Here is a 21,075-nt window from a genome sequence, read left to right as displayed (position 1 = left end):
AGCGCGAAAAAGGCGGTTCCCACCGCTTCTTTTTGCGCCAGAAACAGCGCCTCCGAGAGGCCCGCCTCAAAGGCGCGCACGGCATCGAGCGTTTCGCCGGGCACATGGAGATGGCGCGCCGTGATCCCGGCCGCGGCCGCCAGCTCTTCGACGAGCGGCCCCGAGGTACGATCGGCAATCACCGCAACAAGGCGGGTATCGGCGTGATCTTGCGCAGCAATCGAGGCGAGTTGAGCGGCAAGAAAATCCCGGTTTGGACGAAAAACGGCAAGAACGATATAAATGGTATCTGTCATACGATGAGATGGCTCGCTGTAACGCCGGAACCCGTGCAGCCGCCGCGCTCTGCCGCGGCCACGCCCGCCATCGCGATTTCGCGCAGATGCAGGAGGGTCGGGGCGGTCATCGGAGATCTCTCTTTCGCTGCTCGGCTCTCGCCGCTCTTAGCAACTCTGCGCACTAAAGAAAAGGCTGGCGCGCCTTGCAATGCACCGCGGTTGCCGAGCGCGCACGGGGCGCGTAAACAGGGGCGGAACTTGCAGGAGGCAGCCATGACCCGTCCGAAACCCGTTGTTCTGTGCATTCTCGATGGCTGGGGCGAACGCGCCGAAACCGAGGGCAATGCGCCCGCGCTGGCGAACACGCCCAACCTGGACCGGGTTTTTGCCACCTGCCCGAAATCGACGTTGATCACCTTTGGCCCCGATGTCGGCCTGCCGACCGGGCAGATGGGCAATTCGGAGGTGGGCCACACCAATATTGGCGCGGGCCGTGTGGTGGCGATGGACCTTGGCCAGATCGACCTTGCCATCGAGGATGGCTCGTTTTTCAAAAATGAAGCGATCCTCGATTTCATCGCCACGGTGAAAGCGGCCAAAGGGCGCGCGCATCTGATGGGCGTTGTCTCCGATGGCGGTGTGCATGGCCATATCGAGCATCTGCTTGCCGCCTGCCGGATGATTGCGGGTGCGGGTGTGCCGGTTGTGGTGCATGCGATCACCGATGGCCGCGACGTGGCGCCCGATTCCGCTGCCCGCTTTGTCGATGACCTCGTGGCGCGGCTCCCCGAAGGTTGCAGCGTCGCCACCGTGATCGGGCGCTATTGGGCGATGGACCGCGACAACCGCTGGGAACGTGTGGGCCTTGCCTATGACGCGATGGTGAAGGGCGAGGGCTTCTCGGCGGCCTCCCCTGCCGAAGCCGTGGCGCAAAGCTATGCCAAATCCGAGATGGACGAGTTCATCAAGCCGACCGTGATCGGCGATTATCATGGCACCTCGGATGGCGACGGCTTCTTTTGCCTGAACTTCCGCGCTGACCGGGCGCGCGAGATCCTGCGCGCGCTGGCCGAACCGGGCTTTGACGAGCTGGATGTCTCTGCCCGCCCGCAGTGGTCGGCGATGCTCGGCATGGTCGAATATTCGGTCAGCCACAACGCCTACATGACCACCGCCTACCCCAAGCGCGACATCGTCAACACGCTGGGCGAATGGGTCTCCAAGCAGGGTCTGACGCAGTTCCACCTTGCCGAGACGGAAAAATATCCGCATGTCACCTTTTTCCTCAATGGCGGGAAAGAGGCGCCCTGGCCCGGCGAAGACCGCTTCATGCCGAAATCGCCGAAAGTGGCGACCTATGACCTGCAGCCCGAGATGAGCGCGCCCGAGGTGACGGAAAAATTCGTCGAGGCGATCGGGAAGGGCTATGACCTGATCATCGTCAATTATGCGAACCCGGACATGGTCGGCCATACCGGCTCGCTGCCCGCCGCGATCGCGGCCTGCGAAGAGATCGACCGGGACATGGGCAAGGTGCTGGCCGCGCTTGAAAAAGCGGGCGGCGCGATGATTGTCACGGCGGACCACGGCAATTGCGAAACGATGATCGACCCGGAAACCGGCGGCCCGCACACGGCGCATACGACAAACCTCGTGCCGGTGGCGCTGGTGGGCGGCCCCGAAGGGGCGCATCTGCGCAAGGGTCGGCTTTGCGACCTTGCGCCGACGCTTTTGCAGTTGATGGCGCTGCCGATCCCGGAAGAGATGACCGGCAAGAGCCTGATCGAGGCATGATCCGCCGCGCGGCCCTTCTGCTTTGCCTTTCTGCCGGGGCGGCATGGGCCAGCCCCGCCGCCGATCTCGCGCAAAAGGCCGCCGACGATTTGCGCGGCGCGATCACCGCGCTCGACGCCGCGCAATCGCGCGCGGACCGGGTGGCGGCGCTCACGCAAACGATCTCGGCCTATGAAACGGGGCTTGGCGCGCTGCGCGACGGGCTGCGCCGTGCGGCCGTGCGCGAAGACGAGATCCGCGCCGCCTTTGCGGCCAAGCGCAAAGATATTGGTCGGCTTTTGGGCGTGATGAGCACGATGAGCCGCTCGGAGGGGCCGCTTTTGCTGCTCCATCCCTCTGGCCCGCTTGGTGCGGCGCGCTCGGGCATGGTGCTCGGCGCCGTCACCCCGGCACTGCAGGCCGAGGCGGAGGCATTGCGCGGCGACCTTGAGGAGATCGAGGCGCTGCGCGCCGTGCAAGGCAATGCCGAGAAGGTGCTCGAGACCGGGCTCGGCTCGGTTCAGGCGGCGCGCACGGCGCTCTCCAAGGCGGTGGCAGAGCGCACCAACCTGCCCACCCGTTACCTTGAGGAACCCGCCGAACTGCGCCAGCTTGTTGAAAGCGTTGATACGCTTGAGGGCTTTGCCTCGGGCATCTCTGACCTCGACAGCGACATCGGCCCGCCGATGGAAGATTTCGATACCGCCGAGGGCAAGCTCGCCCTGCCGGTGATGGGCTCGGTGCTGCGCCGCTTTGACGAGGCCGATGCCGCGGGCATCCGCCGCCCCGGCATTGTCGTGGCCACGGCCCCCGCAGCGCTTGTAACGACCCCCTGGCCCGCCACGATCCGCTACCGCGGCCCGCTTCTGGACTACGGAAATGTGATGATCCTGGAGCCGGCCGCCGGGTATTTGCTGGTGCTGGCGGGCATGGGCACGGTCTATGGTGAAACCGGAGACGTGCTGGCAGCCGGAGCCCCGGTCGGGCTGATGGGCGGACGCGAGCCCGGCGCACAGGAATTCGGCGAGGATTTCGTGCGCGATGCACATATGGGGAGTGGCGCAGGCCGCACGGAAACGCTTTATATCGAGTTGAGACAGGGCAAGGAACCGGTCGACCCCGCACCTTGGTTCGCCCAGACCAAAAACCAGAACAAGGGTTGAGTATGAACAAGTTCGTCATGGCCGCGCTGGGCGGCACAGTTGCGGGAACCCTGTTCTCGATGCAGGTCGCACCGCTTCTGGCGCAAGAGGCGCAAAAACCCAGTTCGGTCTATCAGCAGCTTGACCTGTTTGGGGATGTGTTCGAGCGGATCCGCTCCGACTATGTTGAAAAGATCGACGAAAAGAAGCTGATCGAGGCCGCGATCAACGGCATGCTGACCTCGCTCGATCCGCATTCGAGCTATATGCCTGCCGATGAATATGCCGACATGAAGGTGCAGACCCGCGGCTCTTTCGGCGGGCTCGGCATCGAGGTGACGCAGGAAAACGGCGCCGTGAAAGTGGTCTCGCCGATGGATGGCACGCCTGCCGCCGCCGCGGGCATTGAATCGGGCGATTTCATCACGCAGGTCGATGGCGAGAGCCTGATGGGGCTCACCCTTGATCAGGCGGTGGACAAGATGCGCGGCCCGGTTGGCAGCGAGATCACCATCACCGTGGTGCGCGAAGGCAAGCCCGAACCCTTTGACGTGACGCTGACGCGCGACACGATCAAGCTGACGGCGGTCAAAGGTCGGCTTGAGGGCCATACTGCCGTGCTGCGCATCACCACCTTCAACGAGCAGACCTATCCGAACCTCGAAGAAAGCCTGAACAAGCTCACCGACGAGATCGGCGGGCTCGACAAGCTCGACGGCGTGGTGATCGACCTGCGCAACAACCCGGGCGGGCTGCTCACGCAGGCGATTGCGGTCTCGGATGCCTTCCTCGACAAGGGCGAGATCGTCTCCACCCGCGGCCGCAACCCCGATGACAGCGAGCGGTTCAACGCCACCCCGGGCGACCTTGTGGACGGCAAGCCGATCGTGGTTTTGATCAACGGTGGCTCGGCCTCGGCCTCGGAAATCGTCACCGGCGCGCTGCAAGATCATCACCGCGCCATCGTTGTCGGCACGAAAAGCTTTGGCAAAGGCTCGGTGCAGACGGTGATTCAGGTCGCCAATGACGCCGCGATGCGGCTCACCACCTCGCGCTATTACACGCCCTCGGGCCGCTCGATCCAGTCGCTCGGGATCGCCCCCGACATCGTCGTGCCGCAGCCGCCCGCCGTGGCCGAAACCGACGAGGAGAAGGATCAGGCGAACCGGATCCGCTCCGAGGCTGATCTGCGCGGCGTGCTCTCGAACGATTCGATGACCGAAGACGAGAAGAAACAGGCCGAGGAAGAGCGCGTGAAAGCCGAAGAGGCGGCAAAGATGCGCCTCGAAGACTTCCAGCTCGCCTATGCGATCGACATCATCAAGGGGCTGGCAATCGCCGGCAAATCGCTTTCCGCCGACGCGGCGGCGCCAGCGCAAGCCACGCCCGAAGCGAACTGACACCAGCGGGGGCCACGGGCCCCCGTTCCTTTCAAGAGGGTTCCCATGTCGTCGAAACATCCCACCGCCCTGCCCTACCGCAAGAATGTCGGCATCGTGTTGATGAACGCCGAGGGCCGGATCTTTGCCGGACAGCGCATCGACAACCCTGGTGCCGCCTGGCAGATGCCGCAAGGCGGTATCGACGCGGGCGAAAAGCCGAAAGAGGCGGCGCTGCGCGAGCTGTTCGAGGAAACGGGCGTGCGCGCCGATCTGGTGGAAAAGATCGCAAAGACCGAGGATTGGATCAGCTATGACCTGCCCGAGGAACTGATCGGCCAGATCTGGGGCGGCAAATATCGCGGGCAAAAGCAGAAATGGTTCCTGTTTCGCTTTCTCGGCAGCGACGGCGACGTGAACATCGCCACCGAGCACCCGGAGTTTTCGGTCTGGCAATGGATGGAGCCGGAGGAGCTGGTGGAGAAGATCGTGCCCTTCAAGCGCGATGTCTACACCCGCGTCTTTGCGGATTTTGCAGCGCATCTGGGCCGCTGAAGCCGCGAGGTTGTCGCAGTTCGCTGTTGCCAGAAACACCAAGCCCTGCGATGATTTTTCTATTGCAAACAACGGTTCGAACAGATGGGCAGCGGCGACAATCCTTATAAACATATCGCGCCGCGCGGGTTTTGGCGCAGTGCGGTGGCGGAGCCGGGCCTGTTTGGCCTCAGCGATCTTTGGCAATCGTGCTGGGAGCTCCCGAAGGATGCGATCTTCGCGACCTTCGGCTCTTGCTTTGCCCAGCACATCAGCCGCGCGCTTCTGGCCCGCAAGATGAACTGGCTCGATGCCGAGCCCGCCCCCGGGCGCACGCCGCTCGCCCTTGCGCGGGAGTTCAACTACGGCATCTTTTCGGCGCGCACCGGCAACATCTATACGGCGGCGCAACTCCTCCTCTGGGCAAAGCTCGCAAGCGGCGCGTTGGCACCCGAGGCGATCGAGCTTTGGAGCGATGAAAAGGGCCGCGTGCATGACCTGCTGCGCCCGAAGATCGAGGCGGAGGGCTTTGCCTCCGAGGCCGAGGCGCGCGCCTCGATTGCCTCCACCGCCCGCGCCTTCAAGCGCTGCATCACCGAGGCGGATGTCTTCGTGTTCACGCTCGGGCTTACCGAGGGCTGGATCAACACCCGCTCGGGGCAAAGCTATTCAATCTGCCCGGGCACCGGGGTCGGCCATTTCGACCCCGAGCTGCATGTGTTCAAAAACTACACCTACCCCGAGATCCGCCGCGATGCCGAGCTTGCCTTCGAGATCATGCGCGCGCTCAACCCGGATCTGAAAATCCTGCTCACCGTCTCTCCGGTGCCGCTTGTCGCCACGGCCTCGGGCGATCATGTGATGGTGGCGACGCAATATTCCAAATCGGTCCTGCGCGCGGTGGCGGGCGATCTGGCACGGGCCGAGAGCTGGATCGACTATTTCCCCTCTTACGAGATCATCGCCGCGCCGCCGAGCCGTGCGACCTTCTTTGAGCCGAACATGCGCTCGGTTGCGCCGCAGGGGGTGGATTTTGTGATGGGGCATTTCTTTGGCGGGCTGAAGCTGACCCTGCCGCCGCATGGTCGCGCCGGGGCAGACAGTGCCGCGCGCGAGGCCGAAGACCAGAAATCGGCGCAAGAAGAGCTTGTCTGCGAGGAAATGATTCTGGAGCGGTTCAATGAAGCCTGATGTGCTCTTGATCGGAGACAGCCACACGATTGCGCTGGAAGATGGCGCAAAGGCGCTGGGCATCACCACCGAGGCGTTTCGGATTGGCGGCGCAGGCTGGCACGAGGGCAAATTTGCCTGGAGCGCGGATGGCATCATCCCGCGCGCCTCGCCGATGGGGCGCAATGCAATCGAAGCGATCCGCGCGCGCCACGGGGTGAGCAACATCCTGCATCTGGGGGCGCCGGTGGTCACGACCGTCGGCTTCCACCTCGGCTCGCTGGTGCGCGGCCTGCGCTGGAACAACCATCAGGTGCTTGGCCCCGATGGCGTGGCCCCCGATCAGGGCCTTCTGATTTCCGAGAATTTTCTCACCCATTACATCCAGAGCATGCGCACCCAGCATCTGCGGGTGCTGCGGCGCATGGCGCGGGAGGCCAAGGTGATCGTGGTGCCGCCGCCGCCGCTCAACCTCGATGGAAACGGGCTGTGCGCGCGCGCGATCCTGATCCGGTGGATGCGCAAATCGGGGCTGACGGTCTTTGACCCGATGCAGGAGCTTCTCGATGGTGCGCCCGCGCTGCCGGGCCGCTTTCTTGACGCGAGCGACCCGAACCATGCCAATGCCGCCTTTGGCCAGATGGTGATGGAGGCGTTGCGCACGCGCGGCCTGATCGAGACGCAGTCCGCCTAGAAATCGAGCCCGAAGTCGAAGTTTGGCGCCGAATGGGTGAGCGCCCCCGAGGAGATGTAATCCACCCCGGTTGCCGCCACTTCGGCGATGCGCTCAAGGCGCATATTGCCCGAGGCCTCCAACACCACGCGATGATTTGCCAGGGCAACGGCCTCGCGCAGGGTCGGCGTGTCCATGTTGTCGAGCAAGATCACGTCGGCGCCGCCAATGCCCAGCGCCGCCTCAAGCTGATCGAGGCTGTCAACCTCCAGCTCAATGCGCATCATGTGGCTGCGCGCGGCCTTTGCCGCCTCCAGCACCGCGCGGATGCCGCCTGCGGCGGCGATGTGGTTGTCTTTGATCAGGATCGCGTCCGAAAGGCCAAAGCGGTGGTTATGGCCGCCGCCATGGGTGACGGCGAGCTTTTCCACCATGCGCAGGCCCGGCGTCGTTTTGCGGGTGCAGGTGATGCGCGTGTGCGTGCCATGGGTTGCGGCCACGAAAGCGGCGGTGAGCGTGGCAATGCCGGTCATCCGGCCCGCGAAATTGAGCGCCACCCGCTCTGCCATCAGGATCGAGGCCGCCGCGCCCGAGATTGTCATCAGGCACTGCCCGGTGTTGCAGCGCTGCGCATCCGCACCATGAAGCGCGACCTCCAGCCCCGGATCGACAAGGCGGAACGCGAGCGCCGCCACCTGCAGGCCGGAAACCACGCCCTCGCCGCGTGCATTGAGCTTTGCGGTGTAAGTTTTGCCTGCGGGAATGACCGCGCGGGTCGTTACGTCGCCCATCGGGGCGAGGTCTTCGGCGAGCGCGCTGCGCACCAGCGGTTCGAGCAGAAAATCAGGAAGCGGGGTCATGTCTTCTCCAATGCGCGGGCGCGGATCTCGCGCGCCTCTTCCAGCGTGAGAAAGCGCCTTTCGGCCTGAACAGGGTCTGTTTTCGGGTAATCGGATCGGAAATGCCCGCCACGGCTCTCACAGCGCGCAAGCGCCGCCGCAGCAATCAGCGTGGCGGTGGCCGTCATGTTCAAAAGCGTCTCGGATTGCGCCGCCGCCTCGATGTCGCGAATGATCTCAAGCGTGCGCACAAGCCCGGCCGCATCGCGCACCACGCCGCAGCCATCGGTCATGGCGGCGCGCAGCCGGGCGACCGCCGTTTCATCACCAGTGTCCTGCGCCTCGGGAAAGACGAGCCTGATTTCTGGCGCCGCAGTCTCGGGCAGATGCGCGGCAATCCCCTCGGCGCAGATCCGGGCAAAGACCAGCGCCTCCAGAAGCCCGTTGGAGGCCAATCGGTTTGCGCCATGAAGCCCGGTCGAGGAGGCCTCGCCGCACACCCAGAGCCCCGCAAGCGAGGCCCTGCCCCGCGCATCCACGGCGATGCCGCCCATATGGTAATGCGCAGCAGCCGCCACCGGAATGGGCTGCAAAACAGGGTCTATTCCGGCCTGATAGCACGCTTCTGCCACAGCCGGAAACCGCTCGGGCAAGGCCGCGCCCAAGACTGCGCGCGTGTCGAGCGCGGGCGCACGGCCCGCCTGCCGCTCCAGATAAACGGCGCGCGCCACAATATCGCGCGGCGCAAGCTCGGCGTCGGGGTGACGCGAGAGCATGAAGCGTTCGCCGCGGCTGTTCACAAGCACGGCGCCCTCGCCACGCAAGGCTTCGGTCGCGAGCGGCGCCGGGTCTTCGCCACTCGCAATCGCGGTCGGGTGAAATTGCACGAATTCGGCATCGGCAATGCGGGCCCCTGCCCGCGCCGCCATGCCGATCACCTGCCCCCGAATCCGGGGCGGATTGGTTGTCACGGCGAAAAGCCCGCCCGAGCCGCCACCCGCAAGCAACACGGCGGGGGTGCGGATCAGCACCCGCCCCGAGGACGCATCTGCCCGCTCGACCCAAACCCCGGTCACCCTGCCCGCTTCGACGGCAAGGCCCGAGGCGATCACCCCTTCGGCCACCTGCACCGAAGGGCTGCGCCGCACCTCGGCGATCAGCGTTTCCATGATCTCGCGGCCCGCCTGATCGCCCTTCACCCGCACCACACGCGCAACCGAATGCGCCGCCTCGCGCGACATCACATAGCCGCCGGCTCTGTCCCGGTCGAAGGGGGTGCCAAGCGTGGTAAGATCAAGGATCCGGGCCTTGGCATCCTCCGTCACCAGCCGGGCAATCGCGGCATCCACCGTCCCTGCCCCGGCGGTTTCGGTATCTTGGGCGTGCGCTTGCGGGCTGTCGGGCAGCGCCATGGCTGCCGCCACCCCGCCCTGCGCCCAAGCCGAAGAGGCACCCTCGCCCAAACGCTCGGGCGAGATCACCAGCACCGGATGCGGTGCGAGTTTCAGCGCCGCGTAAAGCGCCCCAAGCCCCGCGCCGACGATCACGACACGTTGCGTTTCCAGCGTTTGAGGGCTCACTTCGCCGCCGCCCGGCTGAGCGTGATCATCCGTTCCACGGCAATGCGGGCCTTCGCGGCCACATCCGGGTCCACCATCACTTCTTCCGTGCCGGAATGGAGCGTCCAGAGGATCTTTTCGAGCGAGATCTTTTTCATGTAGGGGCACATGTTGCAGGGCCCGAGGAACTCCACGCCCGGATAGGCGTCGGCGATATTCGAGGCCATCGAACATTCGGTGACCAGCATCGCCTCGCGCGGATGGTGGCGCGCCACATAGTCAATGATGCCCGAGGTCGAGCCGGAATAATCCGCCTCGGCCACCACATCGGGCGGGCATTCAGGATGGGCGATGATATGCGTTTGCGGATGGGCGGCGCGAAAATCGCGCAGATCTTGCGCGGTATATTGCTCGTGCACGATGCACGACCCCGCCCACCAGACCACACGTTTTTGCGGCACATCGCGCGCCACATTCTGCGCAAGGTATTGATCGGGCGTCATGATCACCGTGTCTTCGGGCAGCGCGGCCACAATTTGCGCGGCATTGGCCGAAGTGCAGCAAATGTCGGACGCCGCCTTCACCTCGGCGGTGGTGTTGACATAGCTCACCACCGGCGCGCCGGGGTATTTCGCCCGCATCTCGGCAATGCCCTCGGGCGTGATGCTTTCCGCCAAGGAACAGCCCGCCGTCACATCCGGGATCAGAACCCGCTTTTGCGGGTTCAGAATCTTTGAGGTCTCCGCCATGAAATGCACGCCGCATTGCACGATCATATCCGCCTCGACCTTCGTGGCCTCGATCGCAAGCTGCAGGCTGTCACCCACCACATCGGCCACGCCATGATAAATTTCCGGCGTCATGTAATTATGCGCGAGGATCACCGCGTTCTTCTCGGCCTTGAGCCGGTTGATCGCGCGGATATAGGGCGCATAGCGCGCAAAATCCGGCAGCGGCACAACGCGATCCATGCGGGCATGGATATCGGCCATCTCCTGCGCCAGCGTGAGCGAGGGCGCAAGGTCATAAGCCTCCGCCAATTGCGCGCGGATCGCCGTGAAGTCCAGCATGGGCCCCTCCCCAAAACCGAGAACGAGGATGCATGTAGGGTGCGGCGGGCGGCGGTTAAATGGGAAAATTGCCGCAAGGCAGAGAAATATGAAATTTATGTGTCGTCTGCGCCGCCTCAGCGGTTCCAGATCGCCGTGTCTCCAAGCTTGGCCACAAAGGCGGCATGCGCCTCCATCTCCGCCTCGGTGATCCGGGACGGCAGCGGCACGGGGCGCGGGCGCGGGCGCCAATCGCTTGCCGTTTCGGTGTTTTGGGCCGAAACAGGGTCGATATTGAGGCCAAAGCCGGGCTGGCGCCCGCCAATCAGCTCCAGATAGACCTCGGCGAGGATCTCGGCATCAAGGAGCGCGCCGTGCAGCGTGCGCGCCGAGTTGTCGATGCCAAAGCGGCGGCACAGCGCATCAAGCGAGGCAGGCGAGCCCGGAAATTTCTTGCGCGCCATCGCCACCGTGTCGAGCGCGCGATCCATCGCAATCAGCGGCATCTGCGCCCAGCCAAGCTCGGCATTGAGGAATTTCATGTCAAAGGCGGCATTGTGGATCACAAGGATCGAATCAGTGCCGACGAAATCGAGAAAGGCCTGACCCACTTCGGCAAAGCGCGGCTTGTCACGCAGGAAATCGTCGCCCAGCCCGTGCACCGCAAAGGCCTCCTGCGGCATCGCCCGCTCGGGGTTGATATATTGGTGATAGGTCCGCCCCGTGGGCAGGTGGTTGAACAGCTCCACCGCGCCAATTTCGACAATACGGTCGCCCTCGCCCGGCTCGAAGCCGGTGGTTTCCGTGTCGAGAACGATTTCACGCATGATGTGCCCCGATGTTCTGGCCGATCCGTTGGAGCAGGTCTCTCACGGCGGCGCGGGTCTGATCAAGGCTCAAGGTCTCGATCAGGTAATCGGCGCGGGCGCGTTTTTCCGCATCGGGCATCTGCCGGGCGAGGATCAGATCAAGCTCTGCCGCGCTCATCTGGCCGCGGTCCAGAAGCCGCGCGCGCTGGACATCCGGCGCGGCGGTGACAACGAGCACGGCGTCGCAGTCTTTTTCCGCCCCGGTCTCGTAAAGAAGCGGGATGTCGAGCAACACGATCTCCGCCATCTCATGCGCCGCCAGAAAAGCGCGGCGCGCCTCTCGCACCAGAGGATGAACAATCGATTCCAGCCGGGATAGAGCCTGTTTATCTTCCGAGATCAGAGTCTTGAGCCGGGCCCGGTCGACCCGCCCCGCCTGCGCCACACCCGGAAAGGCCGCCGCCACGGGGGCCACTGCTGCGCCGCCTTGCGCATAAAGCGCATGCACTGCGGCATCGGCGTCCCAGACCGGGACCCCAGCTTCGGCAAAGAGCCGCGCGGTGGTCGATTTCCCCATGCCGATTGAGCCGGTCAGGCCGAGGCGAAAGGGCCTGTTCATGCGCTGAGCACTTTTTCGCGCAGTTCTGCGGTCACTTCAGGGCGCTGGCCAAACCAGCGCTCGAACCCCGGAACGGCCTGATGCAGCAGCATCCCGAACCCGTCGACGGTGACGCAACCGCGCTCGGCCGCCTCGATCAGCAACCGGGTCTGCAACGGGGTATAGACACAATCTGTGACCACGGCACTGTCGGGCAGCGCATCCAGCGGGACCCGCAGATCAGGCTTGCCCACCATGCCAAGCGAGGTGGTGTTGACCAGCGTTGCCACGCCTTCCATCATATTGGCCGCCTGACCCCAGTCATAGACCACAAGGCGAGCGCCAAATTCGGCCCGCAAAACATCGGCCCGGGCGCGGGTGCGATTGGCGATGCGAACCTCGGGGCAGCCGGTCTCGATCAGCGCGGCGATGATCGCGCGCGCCGCCCCGCCTGCGCCCAGCACCGCCGCCGGGGCGAGCGCGGCATCCCAATGCGGCGCCGCCTCGCGCAGATTGGCGATGAACCCGTAGCCATCGGTATTGTCGGCGTAGATCCGGCCATCGGCATGAAAGACGAGGGTGTTTGCCGCGCCGATCAGGGCTGCGCGATCCGAGATCACATCGGCCAGAGCGAGCGCGCGTTCCTTGTGCGGAATGGTGATATTGCAGCCCACAAACCCGGCGCGGGGCAGGGCGCGCAAGACCATCTCCAGATCTTCTTCCGCCACATCCATCGGCACGTAATGGCCCTTGATGCCATAGGTCTTGAGCCAATGGCCGTGCAGCGCGGGCGAGCGCGAATGCGCGATCGGATGACCGATCACACCGGCAAGGGGGATTTTCGGATGATCGCTCATGTCGTCAGTTCTCCGCGGGCGCGCAACCAGTTGAGGAATTCGAGAAGGGGCAGCCCGAGAACGGCAAAGTAATCCCCCTCAATCGCAGAAAACAGCCGAACGCCCTCTTCTTCAAGCTTGTAGCAACCAACGGCATGCCGAATGCTTGCCCAATTGCGCGCGACATAAGCCTCGATGAACGGCTCGGTGAGCGGATGCATGGTCAAGCGCACCTCGGCCACATGGCGCCAGAGCGGCTCTGTCCCGCGCGTGACCACAAGCGCGGAAAGAAGCCGATGGCTGCGGCCAGAAAGCGCGCGCAGATGCGCCGCCGCTTCCGCCTCCGTTTCGGGTTTGGAAAAGACCCGGCCGTCACACTCTAGGATCTGATCGGCGCCGAGCACCAGCGCCTCGGGGCAAGCCCGCCCAACCTGGCGCGCCTTGGCCTCGGCGAGCGCATCGGCAAGATCGCGCGGGCTCGCGCCATCGGCCATCAACCCGGCCCGGATCGCCTCTTCATCCACGCGCGCGGGCCGCACCTCAGGCGCAAGACCCGCCGCGCGCAGCAGATTGGCGCGGATCTCGGAAGCGGAGGCAAGGACAAGCTCTGGCATGTGGACAACCGACGGGAAAAACGCTGGGATGGGTCTGTGGACGGTAAGCCCGCGCGCAATTCCTCCCCGGTCTCACGGGGGTTTGTCAAGGAACGTAAACGGATTCTTAACAGGTTGAGAGCGCCAGACCCGGGGTGTGGGAAAGCGCCGCAGTGCACAGGCAGACTGCCCGGTCACCCGTAGACTTGCCCACAGGAAATGATCGCTCATACCCCTGAAAAATAGCTCTGATTCAGGCTTTTCAACAGATCTTGCCGGTTTGCGTGATCCGGTTTCCCGGCTTGTGGAAGGCTGCGGGAGAACCCGGTAATCCACATCATCCACAGGCCAATCAAAATCATCATCTTTTCTTTTCTTTCTTTTATCTTTTAAGAAGAGACAGACGAATGGAGGCGCTTGTGACTGATCTTCTTGCTATGCTCGGCGATATGCTCTGGGACGGCTACCTCTGGATCAAAGCGCTTCACGTGATGTCGGTGCTGGCTTGGATGGCGGGTCTGTTCTATCTGCCGCGGCTTTACGTCTACCACGTCGAAGGCCTGAAAAAGCACGGTGTGATGCGCGGCTCCGAGATGGATCTGTTGTTTCAGCATCAAGAACGGCTGCTTTTGAAAGCGATCATGAACCCGGCTGCCGTCTCCACCTGGTTTTTCGGGCTGTGCCTCGTGTTCACGCCCGGGATCGTTGACTGGAGCATGGCCTGGCCCTGGGCTAAGGGCTTTTCGGTCATCGCGATGACGGTGTTCCACCTGTTTCTTGCCCGTGCGCGGCTCAAATTCGTGGATGGCTCGAACACGCTTGCGGGCCGGCAATGGCGGATGATGAACGAGATCCCGACGCTTCTGATGGTGGTGATCGTGCTCGGCGTGATCCTCAAATTCTGAGGATTCATTGACTCGCCAAGCTTTCAGGCGTATTGGCGCGTCAGCCCCGGCCGTCCGGCCGATTGGTTCTGCCCAGATTTGACCCTTTCTGCGCCGCCCTACGGGGGCTGGCGCTTTCGCGGATGGATGCGAGATGACCGAACGTTTGAACCTTGCCGACCTCAAGGCGAAGAGCCCCAAAGACCTTTTGGCGATGGCCGAGGAATGGGAGATCGAAAACGCCTCGACGATGCGCAAGGGCGAGATGATGTTCTCGATCCTGAAGGAGCATGCCGAGGAAGATATCGAGATCGGCGGCGACGGCGTTCTCGAAGTGCTGCAAGACGGCTTTGGCTTCCTGCGCTCGCCCGAGGCGAACTATCTGCCGGGCCCGGATGACATTTACGTTTCCCCGGACATGATCCGCCAATACAGCCTGCGCACCGGTGACACGGTCTCGGGCGTCATTCGCGCCCCGGGTGAAAATGAGCGCTATTTCGCCCTGACCGGGGTGGAGAAGATCAACTTTGAAGAGCCCGAGCGGGCGCGCCACAAGGTGAGCTTTGACAACCTCACGCCGCTTTACCCCGATGAACGGCTGAAGATGGAAATCGAGGACCCGACGATCCGGGATCGCTCGGCCCGGATCATCGACCTTGTCGCGCCGATCGGGAAGGGGCAGCGCAGCCTGATCGTGGCGCCGCCGCGCACCGGGAAAACGGTGCTTTTGCAAAACATCGCCCATTCGATCGAGGTGAACCACCCCGAGTGCTACCTGATCGTGCTGCTGATCGACGAACGCCCGGAAGAGGTGACCGACATGCAGCGCTCGGTGAAGGGCGAGGTGATTTCCTCGACCTTCGACGAACCGGCCACCCGCCACGTTGCCGTGGCCGAGATGGTGATTGAAAAAGCGAAGCGCTTGGTTGAACACAAGCGAGATGTTGTGATTTTGCTCGACTCGATCACAAGACTTGGTCGCGCCTTCAACACCGTTGTGCCAAGCTCCGGCAAGGTTCTGACCGGTGGTGTCGATGCGAACGCGCTGCAACGCCCCAAGCGGTTCTTTGGTGCGGCGCGCAATATCGAAGAGGGCGGCTCGCTCACCATCATCGCCACCGCGCTGATCGACACCGGCTCGCGCATGGACGAGGTGATCTTTGAAGAGTTCAAGGGCACCGGCAACAGCGAGATTGTGCTCGACCGGAAAGTGGCAGACAAGCGCGTGTTCCCGGCGATGGACATCCTCAAATCGGGCACCCGGAAGGAAGACCTGCTCACCGATCAAAAGGATCTGCAGAAAACCTACCTTTTGCGCCGCATCCTGAACCCGATGGGCACCACCGATGCGATCGAATTCCTGATCTCGAAGCTCAAGCAAACCAAAACCAACGGCGAGTTCTTCGATTCGATGAACGGCTGAGGTATGAAGGGCTGAGGCGCCGTTCGCCGAAAGGTTTTCATGGATACGATCTACGCGCAGGCCACCGGCCGCGGCAAGGCCGGGGTTGCGGTCATTCGGCTTTCCGGGCCTCGCGCCTGGGAAGCCGTTTCCGCTTTGGCGGGCCGGTTGCCCGCACCGCGGCAGGCGGGGCTGCGGCGGTTGCGCGCCGGGGATGATTTTCTCGATGAAGCGCTGGTGCTTTGCTTCGAGGCGGGGCGGAGTTTTACCGGCGAGCAATCGGCCGAGTTGCATTTGCATGGCGCGCTTGCCACGGTGCAGGCGGTGCTGCGCGCGCTGGCGGAACTGCCCGGATTGCGGCTGGCGGAACCGGGCGAATTCACCCGCCGCGCGATGGAAACTGGCCAGCTTGACCTTGCCCAGGTGGAAGGGCTCGCAGATCTGATCGAGGCGGAGACCGAGGCGCAGCGCAAACAGGCTTTGGCGGTGCTTTCGGGCGCGGTTGGTGCAGTGGTGGAGCGCTGGCGGGCAAGCCTTGTGCGCGCTGCGGCGCTGCTTGAAGCGGTGATCGACTTTGCCGATGAAGAGGTGCCGGAAGATGTGACCCCAGAGGTTTTGGGGCTCATTTCTTCTGTATCGCAAGATATTGTTGTTGAACTGGGCCGGATCTCCGCCTCCGAGCGTGTGCGCGAGGGGTTTGAGGTGGCGATCGTTGGCCGCCCGAATGCCGGAAAATCTACGCTTCTGAACGCGCTGGCGGGCCGCGAGGCGGCGATCACCTCGGAAGTGGCGGGCACCACGCGCGACGTGATCGAGGTGCGGATGGACCTTGGCGGGCTTGCCGTGACGCTTCTTGATACCGCCGGTCTGCGCCAGACCGAGGACAAGGTTGAGGCGATCGGTGTGGAGCGCGCCTTGCAACGCGCCGCACAGGCGGATTTGCGGATATTTTTGCTTGATGGTGACGATGTTCCGCTGCTGCAGCCCGTGCCGGAAGATCTGATCGTTCACGGCAAGGCCGATCTTGCGCCGGGGCAGGGGCTCAGCGTTTCCGGTAAAACCGGCGCGGGGCTGGATGCTTTGGTGGCGGAACTGACCAAACGGCTCTCCGCCCGCGCCTCGGGTGCGGGGGTGATGACGCGCGAACGCCATCGCGCCTGTTTGCAGCGCGCGGAAAGCGCGCTAACTGCTGCTCGGCGCGAGTTGGAATTTGGGGTTCGGCTGGAACTGGCGGCGGAGCATCTGCGCAGCGCAGCGCGAGCACTCGAATCGCTGTTGGGGCGCGTGGACGTGGAAATGCTGCTCGACGAGATCTTTTCGAGCTTCTGCATCGGTAAGTAAGGAGTGTTTCACGTGAAACATCTGGACGTGATCGTGGTGGGGGGTGGCCATGCCGGGGCAGAGGCCGCGCATGCGTCGGCGCGGGTCGGGGCGCGAACCGGGCTTGTCACGATGCGGCGCGCGGACCTTGGTGTGATGTCTTGCAACCCGGCGATTGGCGGGCTCGGCAAGGGGCATCTGGTGCGCGAGATCGATGCGCTCGACGGGGTGATGAGCCGCGCCGCCGACCGCGCCGGGATCCAGTTCCGCCTTCTCAACCGGCGCAAGGGGCCTGCGGTGCAGGGCCCGCGCGCGCAGGCGGACCGCAAGCTCTACCGCGAAGCGATGGCCGAGCTGACCGCGGCGCAGCCGAACCTCGCGGTGATCGAGGCGGAGGTGGTCGACCTGCGGCTTGAGGCGGGCCGGGTGGCGGGCGTGGTTCTGGCGGATGGGTCAGAGATTACGGCCAAGGCCGTGATCCTGACCGCGGGCACATTTTTGAACGGGGTCATGCATATTGGCGACCAGCGCGCAGCCGGGGGCAGGGTGGGCGATGCGCCCTCCGTGCGGCTGGCGCAAAGGCTGCGCGATCTCGAGCCGCGAATCGGGCGGTTGAAAACCGGCACCCCGCCGCGACTCGATGGCCGGACGATTGACTGGAGCATCCTCGAGATGCAGCCGGGCGACGATGATCCGGTGATGTTCAGTTTTCTGAACCGCAGGCCGTTCGTGCGGCAGATTGCTTGCGGCATCACCCATACCAACGAATCGACCCATGAGGTGATTCGCGCGAATCTGCAGCGCTCGGCGATGTATGGCGGCCATATCGAAGGGGTGGGGCCGCGCTACTGCCCCTCGATCGAGGACAAGGTGGTGCGCTTTGCCGACAAGAGCTCGCATCAGGTGTTTCTCGAACCCGAGGGGCTCGACGATCACACGGTCTATCCGAACGGCATTTCCACATCGCTGCCGCTTGAGGTGCAGGAGGCCTATGTGCGTTCGATCCGCGGGCTGGAGCAGGTGAAGATCCTGCAGGCGGGCTATGCGATCGAATATGATTTTGTGGACCCGCGCGCGCTCTCGAATCGTCTTGAGCTGCGCGACCTGCCGGGGCTGTTCCTCGCCGGGCAGATCAACGGGACAACCGGCTATGAGGAGGCGGCGGCCCAAGGTCTTGTGGCGGGCCTCAATGCCGCCAGCGACAGTTTGGGGCGCGCGCCGGTCACCTTCAGCCGAACAGAGAGCTACATCGGCGTGATGATCGACGATCTGGTGACCCGCGGCGTGAGCGAGCCTTACCGCATGTTCACCTCACGCGCAGAGTTCCGGCTCGCCTTGCGGGCAGATAACGCCGATCAACGGCTCACGCCGCTTGGCCTTGCGGCGGGCTGTGTGGGCGAAGAACGGCGCGGCGCGTTTGAGGAAAAGATGGCGCGGCTTGGGGCAGGGCGGGCGCTGCTCGAATCGCTCGTGCTCACACCGAAACAGGCGAATGAGCGCGGCTTGAGGGTGAACCAGGATGGCACGAAGCGCAGCGCTTTCGAGCTTCTGGCCTTCCCGGAAATCGACTTTGCTGCGGTGAGCACCGCGTTCCCGGAGCTTGCCGAGATGCCGGAGGATGTTTCCGAGCAACTCTCTCGCGAGGCGCTTTATGCCAATTACATCGAGCGGCAGAAGCTTGATGTTGAGGCGATGCGGCGCGACGAGCATTGGGAGATCCCGGAAAATTTTGATTACGAGGCGCTGCCGGGCCTTTCAAAAGAGCTGCGCGGCAAGTTTGGCCGGGCGCAACCGCGCACGCTCGCGCAAGCCGGCCGGGTGGATGGTGCAACCCCCGCGGCGCTCGCCTTGATCCTCGCGCATTTGCGGCAACGCAAACGGGCAGGGCAAGCATGAGCGCCGAGAGCTTCGCCGCCCGCGTGAATGTTTCACGTGAAACACTCGACCGGCTTTCGGCGCTTGAGGCGCTGCTGCAAAAGTGGAACCCCGCGATCAACCTCGTTTCTGCGGCAACGCTCACCGAGGTCTGGACCCGGCATTTTCTCGATTCGGCACAGCTTTTCGATTGCATCGCCGGAGAGGTCACGCATTGGGCGGATCTTGGCAGCGGCGGCGGCTTTCCGGGGCTTGTTGTCGGCATTCTGGCGCAAGAAAAACGCCCCGAGATGCACCTGACGCTGGTCGAGAGCGACAAGCGCAAATCCGCCTTTCTCCTCAACGCGGCGCGCGAACTCGGGCTGAAGGTGGTGGTGCGGGCGGAGCGGATCGAGAAAGTGCCACCGCTTGGCGCCGATGTGCTTTCGGCCCGCGCGCTGGCGCCTTTGCCCAAGCTTCTTGAATTTGCGGCGCTTCACCTGTCGCCCGGGGGCATCGCCCTCTTCCCCAAAGGGGAGCGCTGGAAAGAGGAGGTTGCGCTGGCGGAGGCTTCATGGTCCTTTACCTGCGAGCCGCGGGAAAGCCTGACCGATCCGCAGGCGGTTGTCTTGAAAATCAGGGGTTTGGAACGTGTCTGATCCGACGCGGCCCACGGGGCCGAGAATCATCGCGGTGGCGAACCAGAAGGGCGGCGTTGGCAAGACGACGACCTCGATCAACCTCGCAGCGGCGCTGGCCGAGCAGGGGCTCAAGATCCTGCTGGTCGATCTTGATCCGCAGGGCAATGCCTCGACCGGGGTCGGTGTTGAGACCTCTGCGCGCAACTACAGCACCTATGACCTCCTTCTCGGCGAGGCGCCGCTGACCGAGGTGATCCAGAAAACCGAGATCGACGGGCTCTGGATTTCGCCGGCAACGGTGGATCTGTCCTCCGCCGATATGGAGCTCGTTTCGGCAGAAAAGCGCAGCTATCTGCTGCATGATGCGCTGCGCCAGATCGATATGGACCAGTTTGCCTTCGATTACGTGCTGATCGACTGCCCGCCGTCGCTCAACCTGCTGACCGTCAATGCGATGGTGGCGGCGCAATCGGTGCTGGTGCCGCTGCAGGCAGAGTTTTTTGCGCTTGAGGGGCTGTCGCAGTTGATGCTGACAATCCGCGAAGTGCGCCAGAACGCCAACCGCGACCTGCGCATCGAGGGCATTGTGCTCACCATGTATGATGTGCGCAACAACCTCTCGCAGCAGGTGGAATCGGATGCGCGGGCGACGCTGGGCGAGCTTGTGTTCCGCACCATGATTCCGCGCAACGTGCGCATTTCGGAGGCGCCGTCTTTTGCGCTGCCGGTTCTGAGCTACGACAGCTCCTCGAAAGGGGCGGAGGCTTACCGCCATCTTGCGCGCGAGCTTCTGGCGCGCCATACCCCGGTGAAAACGAAGGTGGCAGGATGAGCATCAAAAAACCGGAACGGCGCGGCCTGGGGCGAGGGCTCTCGGCGCTGATGGCCGATGTGCAATCGGCGGTGGCCGAGGATGAGGAAACGCCACGGCGGCGCGACCAGATGGTGCCGATCGAACGGATCGTGCCAAACCCCGATCAGCCGCGGCGCACATTTTCAGAAGCCTCTCTGGAGGAGCTTCGGGCGTCGATCGCCGAGAAGGGCGTGATCCAGCCGCTGATCGTGCGCGCCCATCCGGGCCGGGACGGGCATTACGAGATTGTTGCGGGCGAGCGGCGTTGGCGCGCGGCGCAACTGGCGCAACTGCACGAATTGCCGGTGATCATCCGCGATTTCAGCGATACTGAAGTGCTGGAAGTCGCCATCATCGAGAACATTCAGCGGGCCGATCTGAACCCGCTTGAAGAGGCGATGGGCTACCGCCAGTTGATGGAACGGTTCGGCCATACACAAGAGAAAGTGGCAGAGGCGCTTTCCAAGAGCCGCAGCCATATTGCCAACCTGCTCCGCCTGCTGAGCCTGCCCGAAGAGATTCAGGGCTATCTGCGCGAGGGCAAGCTGACGGCGGGCCATGCACGGGCCCTGATCACGGCGGAAGATCCGGTGGGCCTGGCGCGTGAGGTGATCGCGCGGGGGCTTTCGGTGCGCGAAGTCGAGCGGCTTGTCAAAGGCGAGGGCAGCCCGGCGAAGCCCACGAGCCGGAAGCCGGGCTTTGCGGCGCCTGAAAAAGATGCCGATACGCGCGCGCTCGAGGGCGATCTTTCCGCCACGATTGGCATGACTGTCAGCATCGAGCACAGCGGCGCGGAAGGCGGGAAGCTGGTCATTTCCTATCGCTCGCTCGACGATCTCGACAGGCTTTGCCAAGCGCTGAACCATATGGGCTAACGCCATATATGGTG

General features: G+C 63.9%; 21 protein-coding genes and 1 pseudogene. 13 read left to right on the top strand and 9 right to left on the bottom strand.

Annotated features, from left to right (window positions below):
• Positions 1 to 296, bottom strand: a pseudogene (locus tag ACFSM0_RS03165) (glycosyltransferase); the annotation flags it as partial.
• 255 nt (positions 297 to 551) lie between these two features.
• On the opposite strand from ACFSM0_RS03165, the gene gpmI reads away from it, so the two are divergent.
• The 6 genes from gpmI to ACFSM0_RS03135 all read left to right on the top strand — a co-directional run bounded on the left by gpmI (position 552) and on the right by ACFSM0_RS03135 (position 6,970).
• On the top strand, positions 552 to 2,072 hold the full coding sequence (gpmI, locus tag ACFSM0_RS03160) for a 2,3-bisphosphoglycerate-independent phosphoglycerate mutase (protein ID WP_377387011.1): 1,521 nt from the start codon (positions 552 to 554) through the stop codon (positions 2,070 to 2,072).
• The gene (locus ACFSM0_RS03155; protein ID WP_377387008.1) at positions 2,069 to 3,214 is read left to right on the top strand and encodes a murein hydrolase activator EnvC family protein; all 1,146 of its coding nucleotides are present in this window, start codon (positions 2,069 to 2,071) and stop codon (positions 3,212 to 3,214) included. The genes gpmI and ACFSM0_RS03155 overlap by 4 nt, the downstream gene beginning before the upstream one ends.
• A 2-nt stretch (positions 3,215 to 3,216) precedes the next feature.
• Complete coding sequence (locus tag ACFSM0_RS03150; protein WP_377387005.1) at positions 3,217 to 4,593, top strand: S41 family peptidase; 1,377 nt, start codon at positions 3,217 to 3,219, stop codon at positions 4,591 to 4,593.
• 45 nt (positions 4,594 to 4,638) lie between these two features.
• Complete coding sequence (locus ACFSM0_RS03145; protein WP_377387003.1) at positions 4,639 to 5,127, top strand: RNA pyrophosphohydrolase; 489 nt, start codon at positions 4,639 to 4,641, stop codon at positions 5,125 to 5,127.
• Positions 5,128 to 5,211: 84 nt separating this feature from the next.
• Positions 5,212 to 6,297 (top strand): GSCFA domain-containing protein, encoded by a 1,086-nt coding sequence (locus ACFSM0_RS03140; RefSeq protein WP_377387001.1) that lies wholly within the window; start codon positions 5,212 to 5,214, stop codon positions 6,295 to 6,297.
• Positions 6,287 to 6,970: a hypothetical protein gene (locus ACFSM0_RS03135; protein WP_377386998.1), complete on the top strand. Its 684-nt coding sequence runs from the start codon at positions 6,287 to 6,289 to the stop codon at positions 6,968 to 6,970. The genes ACFSM0_RS03140 and ACFSM0_RS03135 overlap by 11 nt, the downstream gene beginning before the upstream one ends.
• Here the strand turns inward: ACFSM0_RS03135 and nadC are convergent.
• The 8 genes from nadC to ACFSM0_RS03095 form a co-directional block, all read right to left on the bottom strand.
• Positions 6,967 to 7,809, bottom strand: a complete 843-nt coding sequence (gene nadC / locus ACFSM0_RS03130) for a carboxylating nicotinate-nucleotide diphosphorylase (RefSeq protein WP_377386996.1) — start codon at positions 7,807 to 7,809, stop codon at positions 6,967 to 6,969. The genes ACFSM0_RS03135 and nadC overlap by 4 nt on opposite strands.
• A complete protein-coding gene (locus ACFSM0_RS03125; protein WP_377386993.1) occupies positions 7,806 to 9,368 on the bottom strand; it encodes an L-aspartate oxidase in 1,563 nt (520 codons plus the stop codon). Before ACFSM0_RS03125 ends, nadC begins: the two co-directional genes overlap by 4 nt.
• Positions 9,365 to 10,417: a quinolinate synthase NadA gene (nadA, locus tag ACFSM0_RS03120; protein WP_377386991.1), complete on the bottom strand. Its 1,053-nt coding sequence runs from the start codon at positions 10,415 to 10,417 to the stop codon at positions 9,365 to 9,367. The genes ACFSM0_RS03125 and nadA overlap by 4 nt, the downstream gene beginning before the upstream one ends.
• A 116-nt stretch (positions 10,418 to 10,533) precedes the next feature.
• On the bottom strand, positions 10,534 to 11,223 hold the full coding sequence (dnaQ, locus tag ACFSM0_RS03115) for a DNA polymerase III subunit epsilon (RefSeq protein ID WP_377386989.1): 690 nt from the start codon (positions 11,221 to 11,223) through the stop codon (positions 10,534 to 10,536).
• Positions 11,216 to 11,824: a dephospho-CoA kinase gene (coaE, locus tag ACFSM0_RS03110; RefSeq protein ID WP_377386986.1), complete on the bottom strand. Its 609-nt coding sequence runs from the start codon at positions 11,822 to 11,824 to the stop codon at positions 11,216 to 11,218. The genes dnaQ and coaE overlap by 8 nt, the downstream gene beginning before the upstream one ends.
• A complete protein-coding gene (locus ACFSM0_RS03105; RefSeq protein WP_377386983.1) occupies positions 11,821 to 12,660 on the bottom strand; it encodes a shikimate dehydrogenase in 840 nt (279 codons plus the stop codon). The genes coaE and ACFSM0_RS03105 overlap by 4 nt, the downstream gene beginning before the upstream one ends.
• Positions 12,657 to 13,253 carry a Maf family protein gene (locus ACFSM0_RS03100; protein ID WP_377386980.1) on the bottom strand — a complete coding sequence of 199 codons (597 nt, stop codon included), beginning with the start codon at positions 13,251 to 13,253 and terminating at the stop codon, positions 12,657 to 12,659. The genes ACFSM0_RS03105 and ACFSM0_RS03100 overlap by 4 nt, the downstream gene beginning before the upstream one ends.
• A gap of 206 nt (positions 13,254 to 13,459) precedes the next feature.
• Positions 13,460 to 13,597, bottom strand: coding sequence for a hypothetical protein (locus tag ACFSM0_RS03095; protein WP_377386977.1), 138 nt, complete (start codon positions 13,595 to 13,597; stop codon positions 13,460 to 13,462).
• A 72-nt stretch (positions 13,598 to 13,669) separates the two neighbouring features.
• On the opposite strand from ACFSM0_RS03095, the gene ACFSM0_RS03090 reads away from it, so the two are divergent.
• The 7 genes from ACFSM0_RS03090 to ACFSM0_RS03060 all read left to right on the top strand — a co-directional run bounded on the left by ACFSM0_RS03090 (position 13,670) and on the right by ACFSM0_RS03060 (position 21,061).
• Positions 13,670 to 14,137, top strand: coding sequence for a CopD family protein (locus tag ACFSM0_RS03090; RefSeq protein ID WP_377387178.1), 468 nt, complete (start codon positions 13,670 to 13,672; stop codon positions 14,135 to 14,137).
• A gap of 133 nt (positions 14,138 to 14,270) precedes the next feature.
• Positions 14,271 to 15,539: a transcription termination factor Rho gene (rho, locus tag ACFSM0_RS03085; protein ID WP_377386974.1), complete on the top strand. Its 1,269-nt coding sequence runs from the start codon at positions 14,271 to 14,273 to the stop codon at positions 15,537 to 15,539.
• A 39-nt stretch (positions 15,540 to 15,578) separates the two neighbouring features.
• On the top strand, positions 15,579 to 16,859 hold the full coding sequence (gene mnmE, locus ACFSM0_RS03080) for a tRNA uridine-5-carboxymethylaminomethyl(34) synthesis GTPase MnmE (protein ID WP_377386971.1): 1,281 nt from the start codon (positions 15,579 to 15,581) through the stop codon (positions 16,857 to 16,859).
• A gap of 12 nt (positions 16,860 to 16,871) precedes the next feature.
• Positions 16,872 to 18,734 carry a tRNA uridine-5-carboxymethylaminomethyl(34) synthesis enzyme MnmG gene (mnmG, locus tag ACFSM0_RS03075; protein ID WP_377386968.1) on the top strand — a complete coding sequence of 621 codons (1,863 nt, stop codon included), beginning with the start codon at positions 16,872 to 16,874 and terminating at the stop codon, positions 18,732 to 18,734.
• Positions 18,731 to 19,351 (top strand): 16S rRNA (guanine(527)-N(7))-methyltransferase RsmG, encoded by a 621-nt coding sequence (gene rsmG / locus ACFSM0_RS03070; RefSeq protein ID WP_377386965.1) that lies wholly within the window; start codon positions 18,731 to 18,733, stop codon positions 19,349 to 19,351. The genes mnmG and rsmG overlap by 4 nt, the downstream gene beginning before the upstream one ends.
• The gene (locus ACFSM0_RS03065) at positions 19,344 to 20,165 is read left to right on the top strand and encodes a ParA family protein (protein ID WP_377386962.1); all 822 of its coding nucleotides are present in this window, start codon (positions 19,344 to 19,346) and stop codon (positions 20,163 to 20,165) included. The genes rsmG and ACFSM0_RS03065 overlap by 8 nt, the downstream gene beginning before the upstream one ends.
• Positions 20,162 to 21,061 carry a ParB/RepB/Spo0J family partition protein gene (locus tag ACFSM0_RS03060; RefSeq protein WP_377386959.1) on the top strand — a complete coding sequence of 300 codons (900 nt, stop codon included), beginning with the start codon at positions 20,162 to 20,164 and terminating at the stop codon, positions 21,059 to 21,061. Before ACFSM0_RS03065 ends, ACFSM0_RS03060 begins: the two co-directional genes overlap by 4 nt.
• Positions 21,062 to 21,075 lie beyond the last annotated feature (14 nt).

It is taken from the genome of Rhodobacter lacus, assembly GCF_042683065.1.
GTDB classification, from domain to species: domain Bacteria; phylum Pseudomonadota; class Alphaproteobacteria; order Rhodobacterales; family Rhodobacteraceae; genus Rhodobacter; species Rhodobacter lacus.
This window is presented reverse-complemented; position numbering and strand designations above follow the sequence as displayed.

Bases quoted from the DNA above. Each gene is read 5' to 3' on its own strand.
- ACFSM0_RS03135 (WP_377386998.1), top strand. From the start codon at position 6,287: ATGAAGCCTGATGTGCTCTTGATCGGAGACAGCCACACGATTGCGCTG.
- dnaQ (WP_377386989.1), bottom strand. From the start codon at position 11,223: ATGCGTGAAATCGTTCTCGACACGGAAACCACCGGCTTCGAGCCGGGC.
- nadC (WP_377386996.1), bottom strand. From the start codon at position 7,809: ATGACCCCGCTTCCTGATTTTCTGCTCGAACCGCTGGTGCGCAGCGCG.
- ACFSM0_RS03145 (WP_377387003.1), top strand. From the start codon at position 4,639: ATGTCGTCGAAACATCCCACCGCCCTGCCCTACCGCAAGAATGTCGGC.
- ACFSM0_RS03150 (WP_377387005.1), top strand. From the start codon at position 3,217: ATGAACAAGTTCGTCATGGCCGCGCTGGGCGGCACAGTTGCGGGAACC.
- ACFSM0_RS03060 (WP_377386959.1), top strand. From the start codon at position 20,162: ATGAGCATCAAAAAACCGGAACGGCGCGGCCTGGGGCGAGGGCTCTCG.
- ACFSM0_RS03095 (WP_377386977.1), bottom strand. From the start codon at position 13,597: ATGATGATTTTGATTGGCCTGTGGATGATGTGGATTACCGGGTTCTCC.
- ACFSM0_RS03090 (WP_377387178.1), top strand. From the start codon at position 13,670: ATGCTCGGCGATATGCTCTGGGACGGCTACCTCTGGATCAAAGCGCTT.
- ACFSM0_RS03105 (WP_377386983.1), bottom strand. From the start codon at position 12,660: ATGAGCGATCATCCGAAAATCCCCCTTGCCGGTGTGATCGGTCATCCG.
- ACFSM0_RS03155 (WP_377387008.1), top strand. From the start codon at position 2,069: ATGATCCGCCGCGCGGCCCTTCTGCTTTGCCTTTCTGCCGGGGCGGCA.
- coaE (WP_377386986.1), bottom strand. From the start codon at position 11,824: ATGAACAGGCCCTTTCGCCTCGGCCTGACCGGCTCAATCGGCATGGGG.
- rsmG (WP_377386965.1), top strand. From the start codon at position 18,731: ATGAGCGCCGAGAGCTTCGCCGCCCGCGTGAATGTTTCACGTGAAACA.
- nadA (WP_377386991.1), bottom strand. From the start codon at position 10,417: ATGCTGGACTTCACGGCGATCCGCGCGCAATTGGCGGAGGCTTATGAC.
- mnmE (WP_377386971.1), top strand. From the start codon at position 15,579: ATGGATACGATCTACGCGCAGGCCACCGGCCGCGGCAAGGCCGGGGTT.
- ACFSM0_RS03140 (WP_377387001.1), top strand. From the start codon at position 5,212: ATGGGCAGCGGCGACAATCCTTATAAACATATCGCGCCGCGCGGGTTT.
- ACFSM0_RS03100 (WP_377386980.1), bottom strand. From the start codon at position 13,253: ATGCCAGAGCTTGTCCTTGCCTCCGCTTCCGAGATCCGCGCCAATCTG.
- rho (WP_377386974.1), top strand. From the start codon at position 14,271: ATGACCGAACGTTTGAACCTTGCCGACCTCAAGGCGAAGAGCCCCAAA.
- gpmI (WP_377387011.1), top strand. From the start codon at position 552: ATGACCCGTCCGAAACCCGTTGTTCTGTGCATTCTCGATGGCTGGGGC.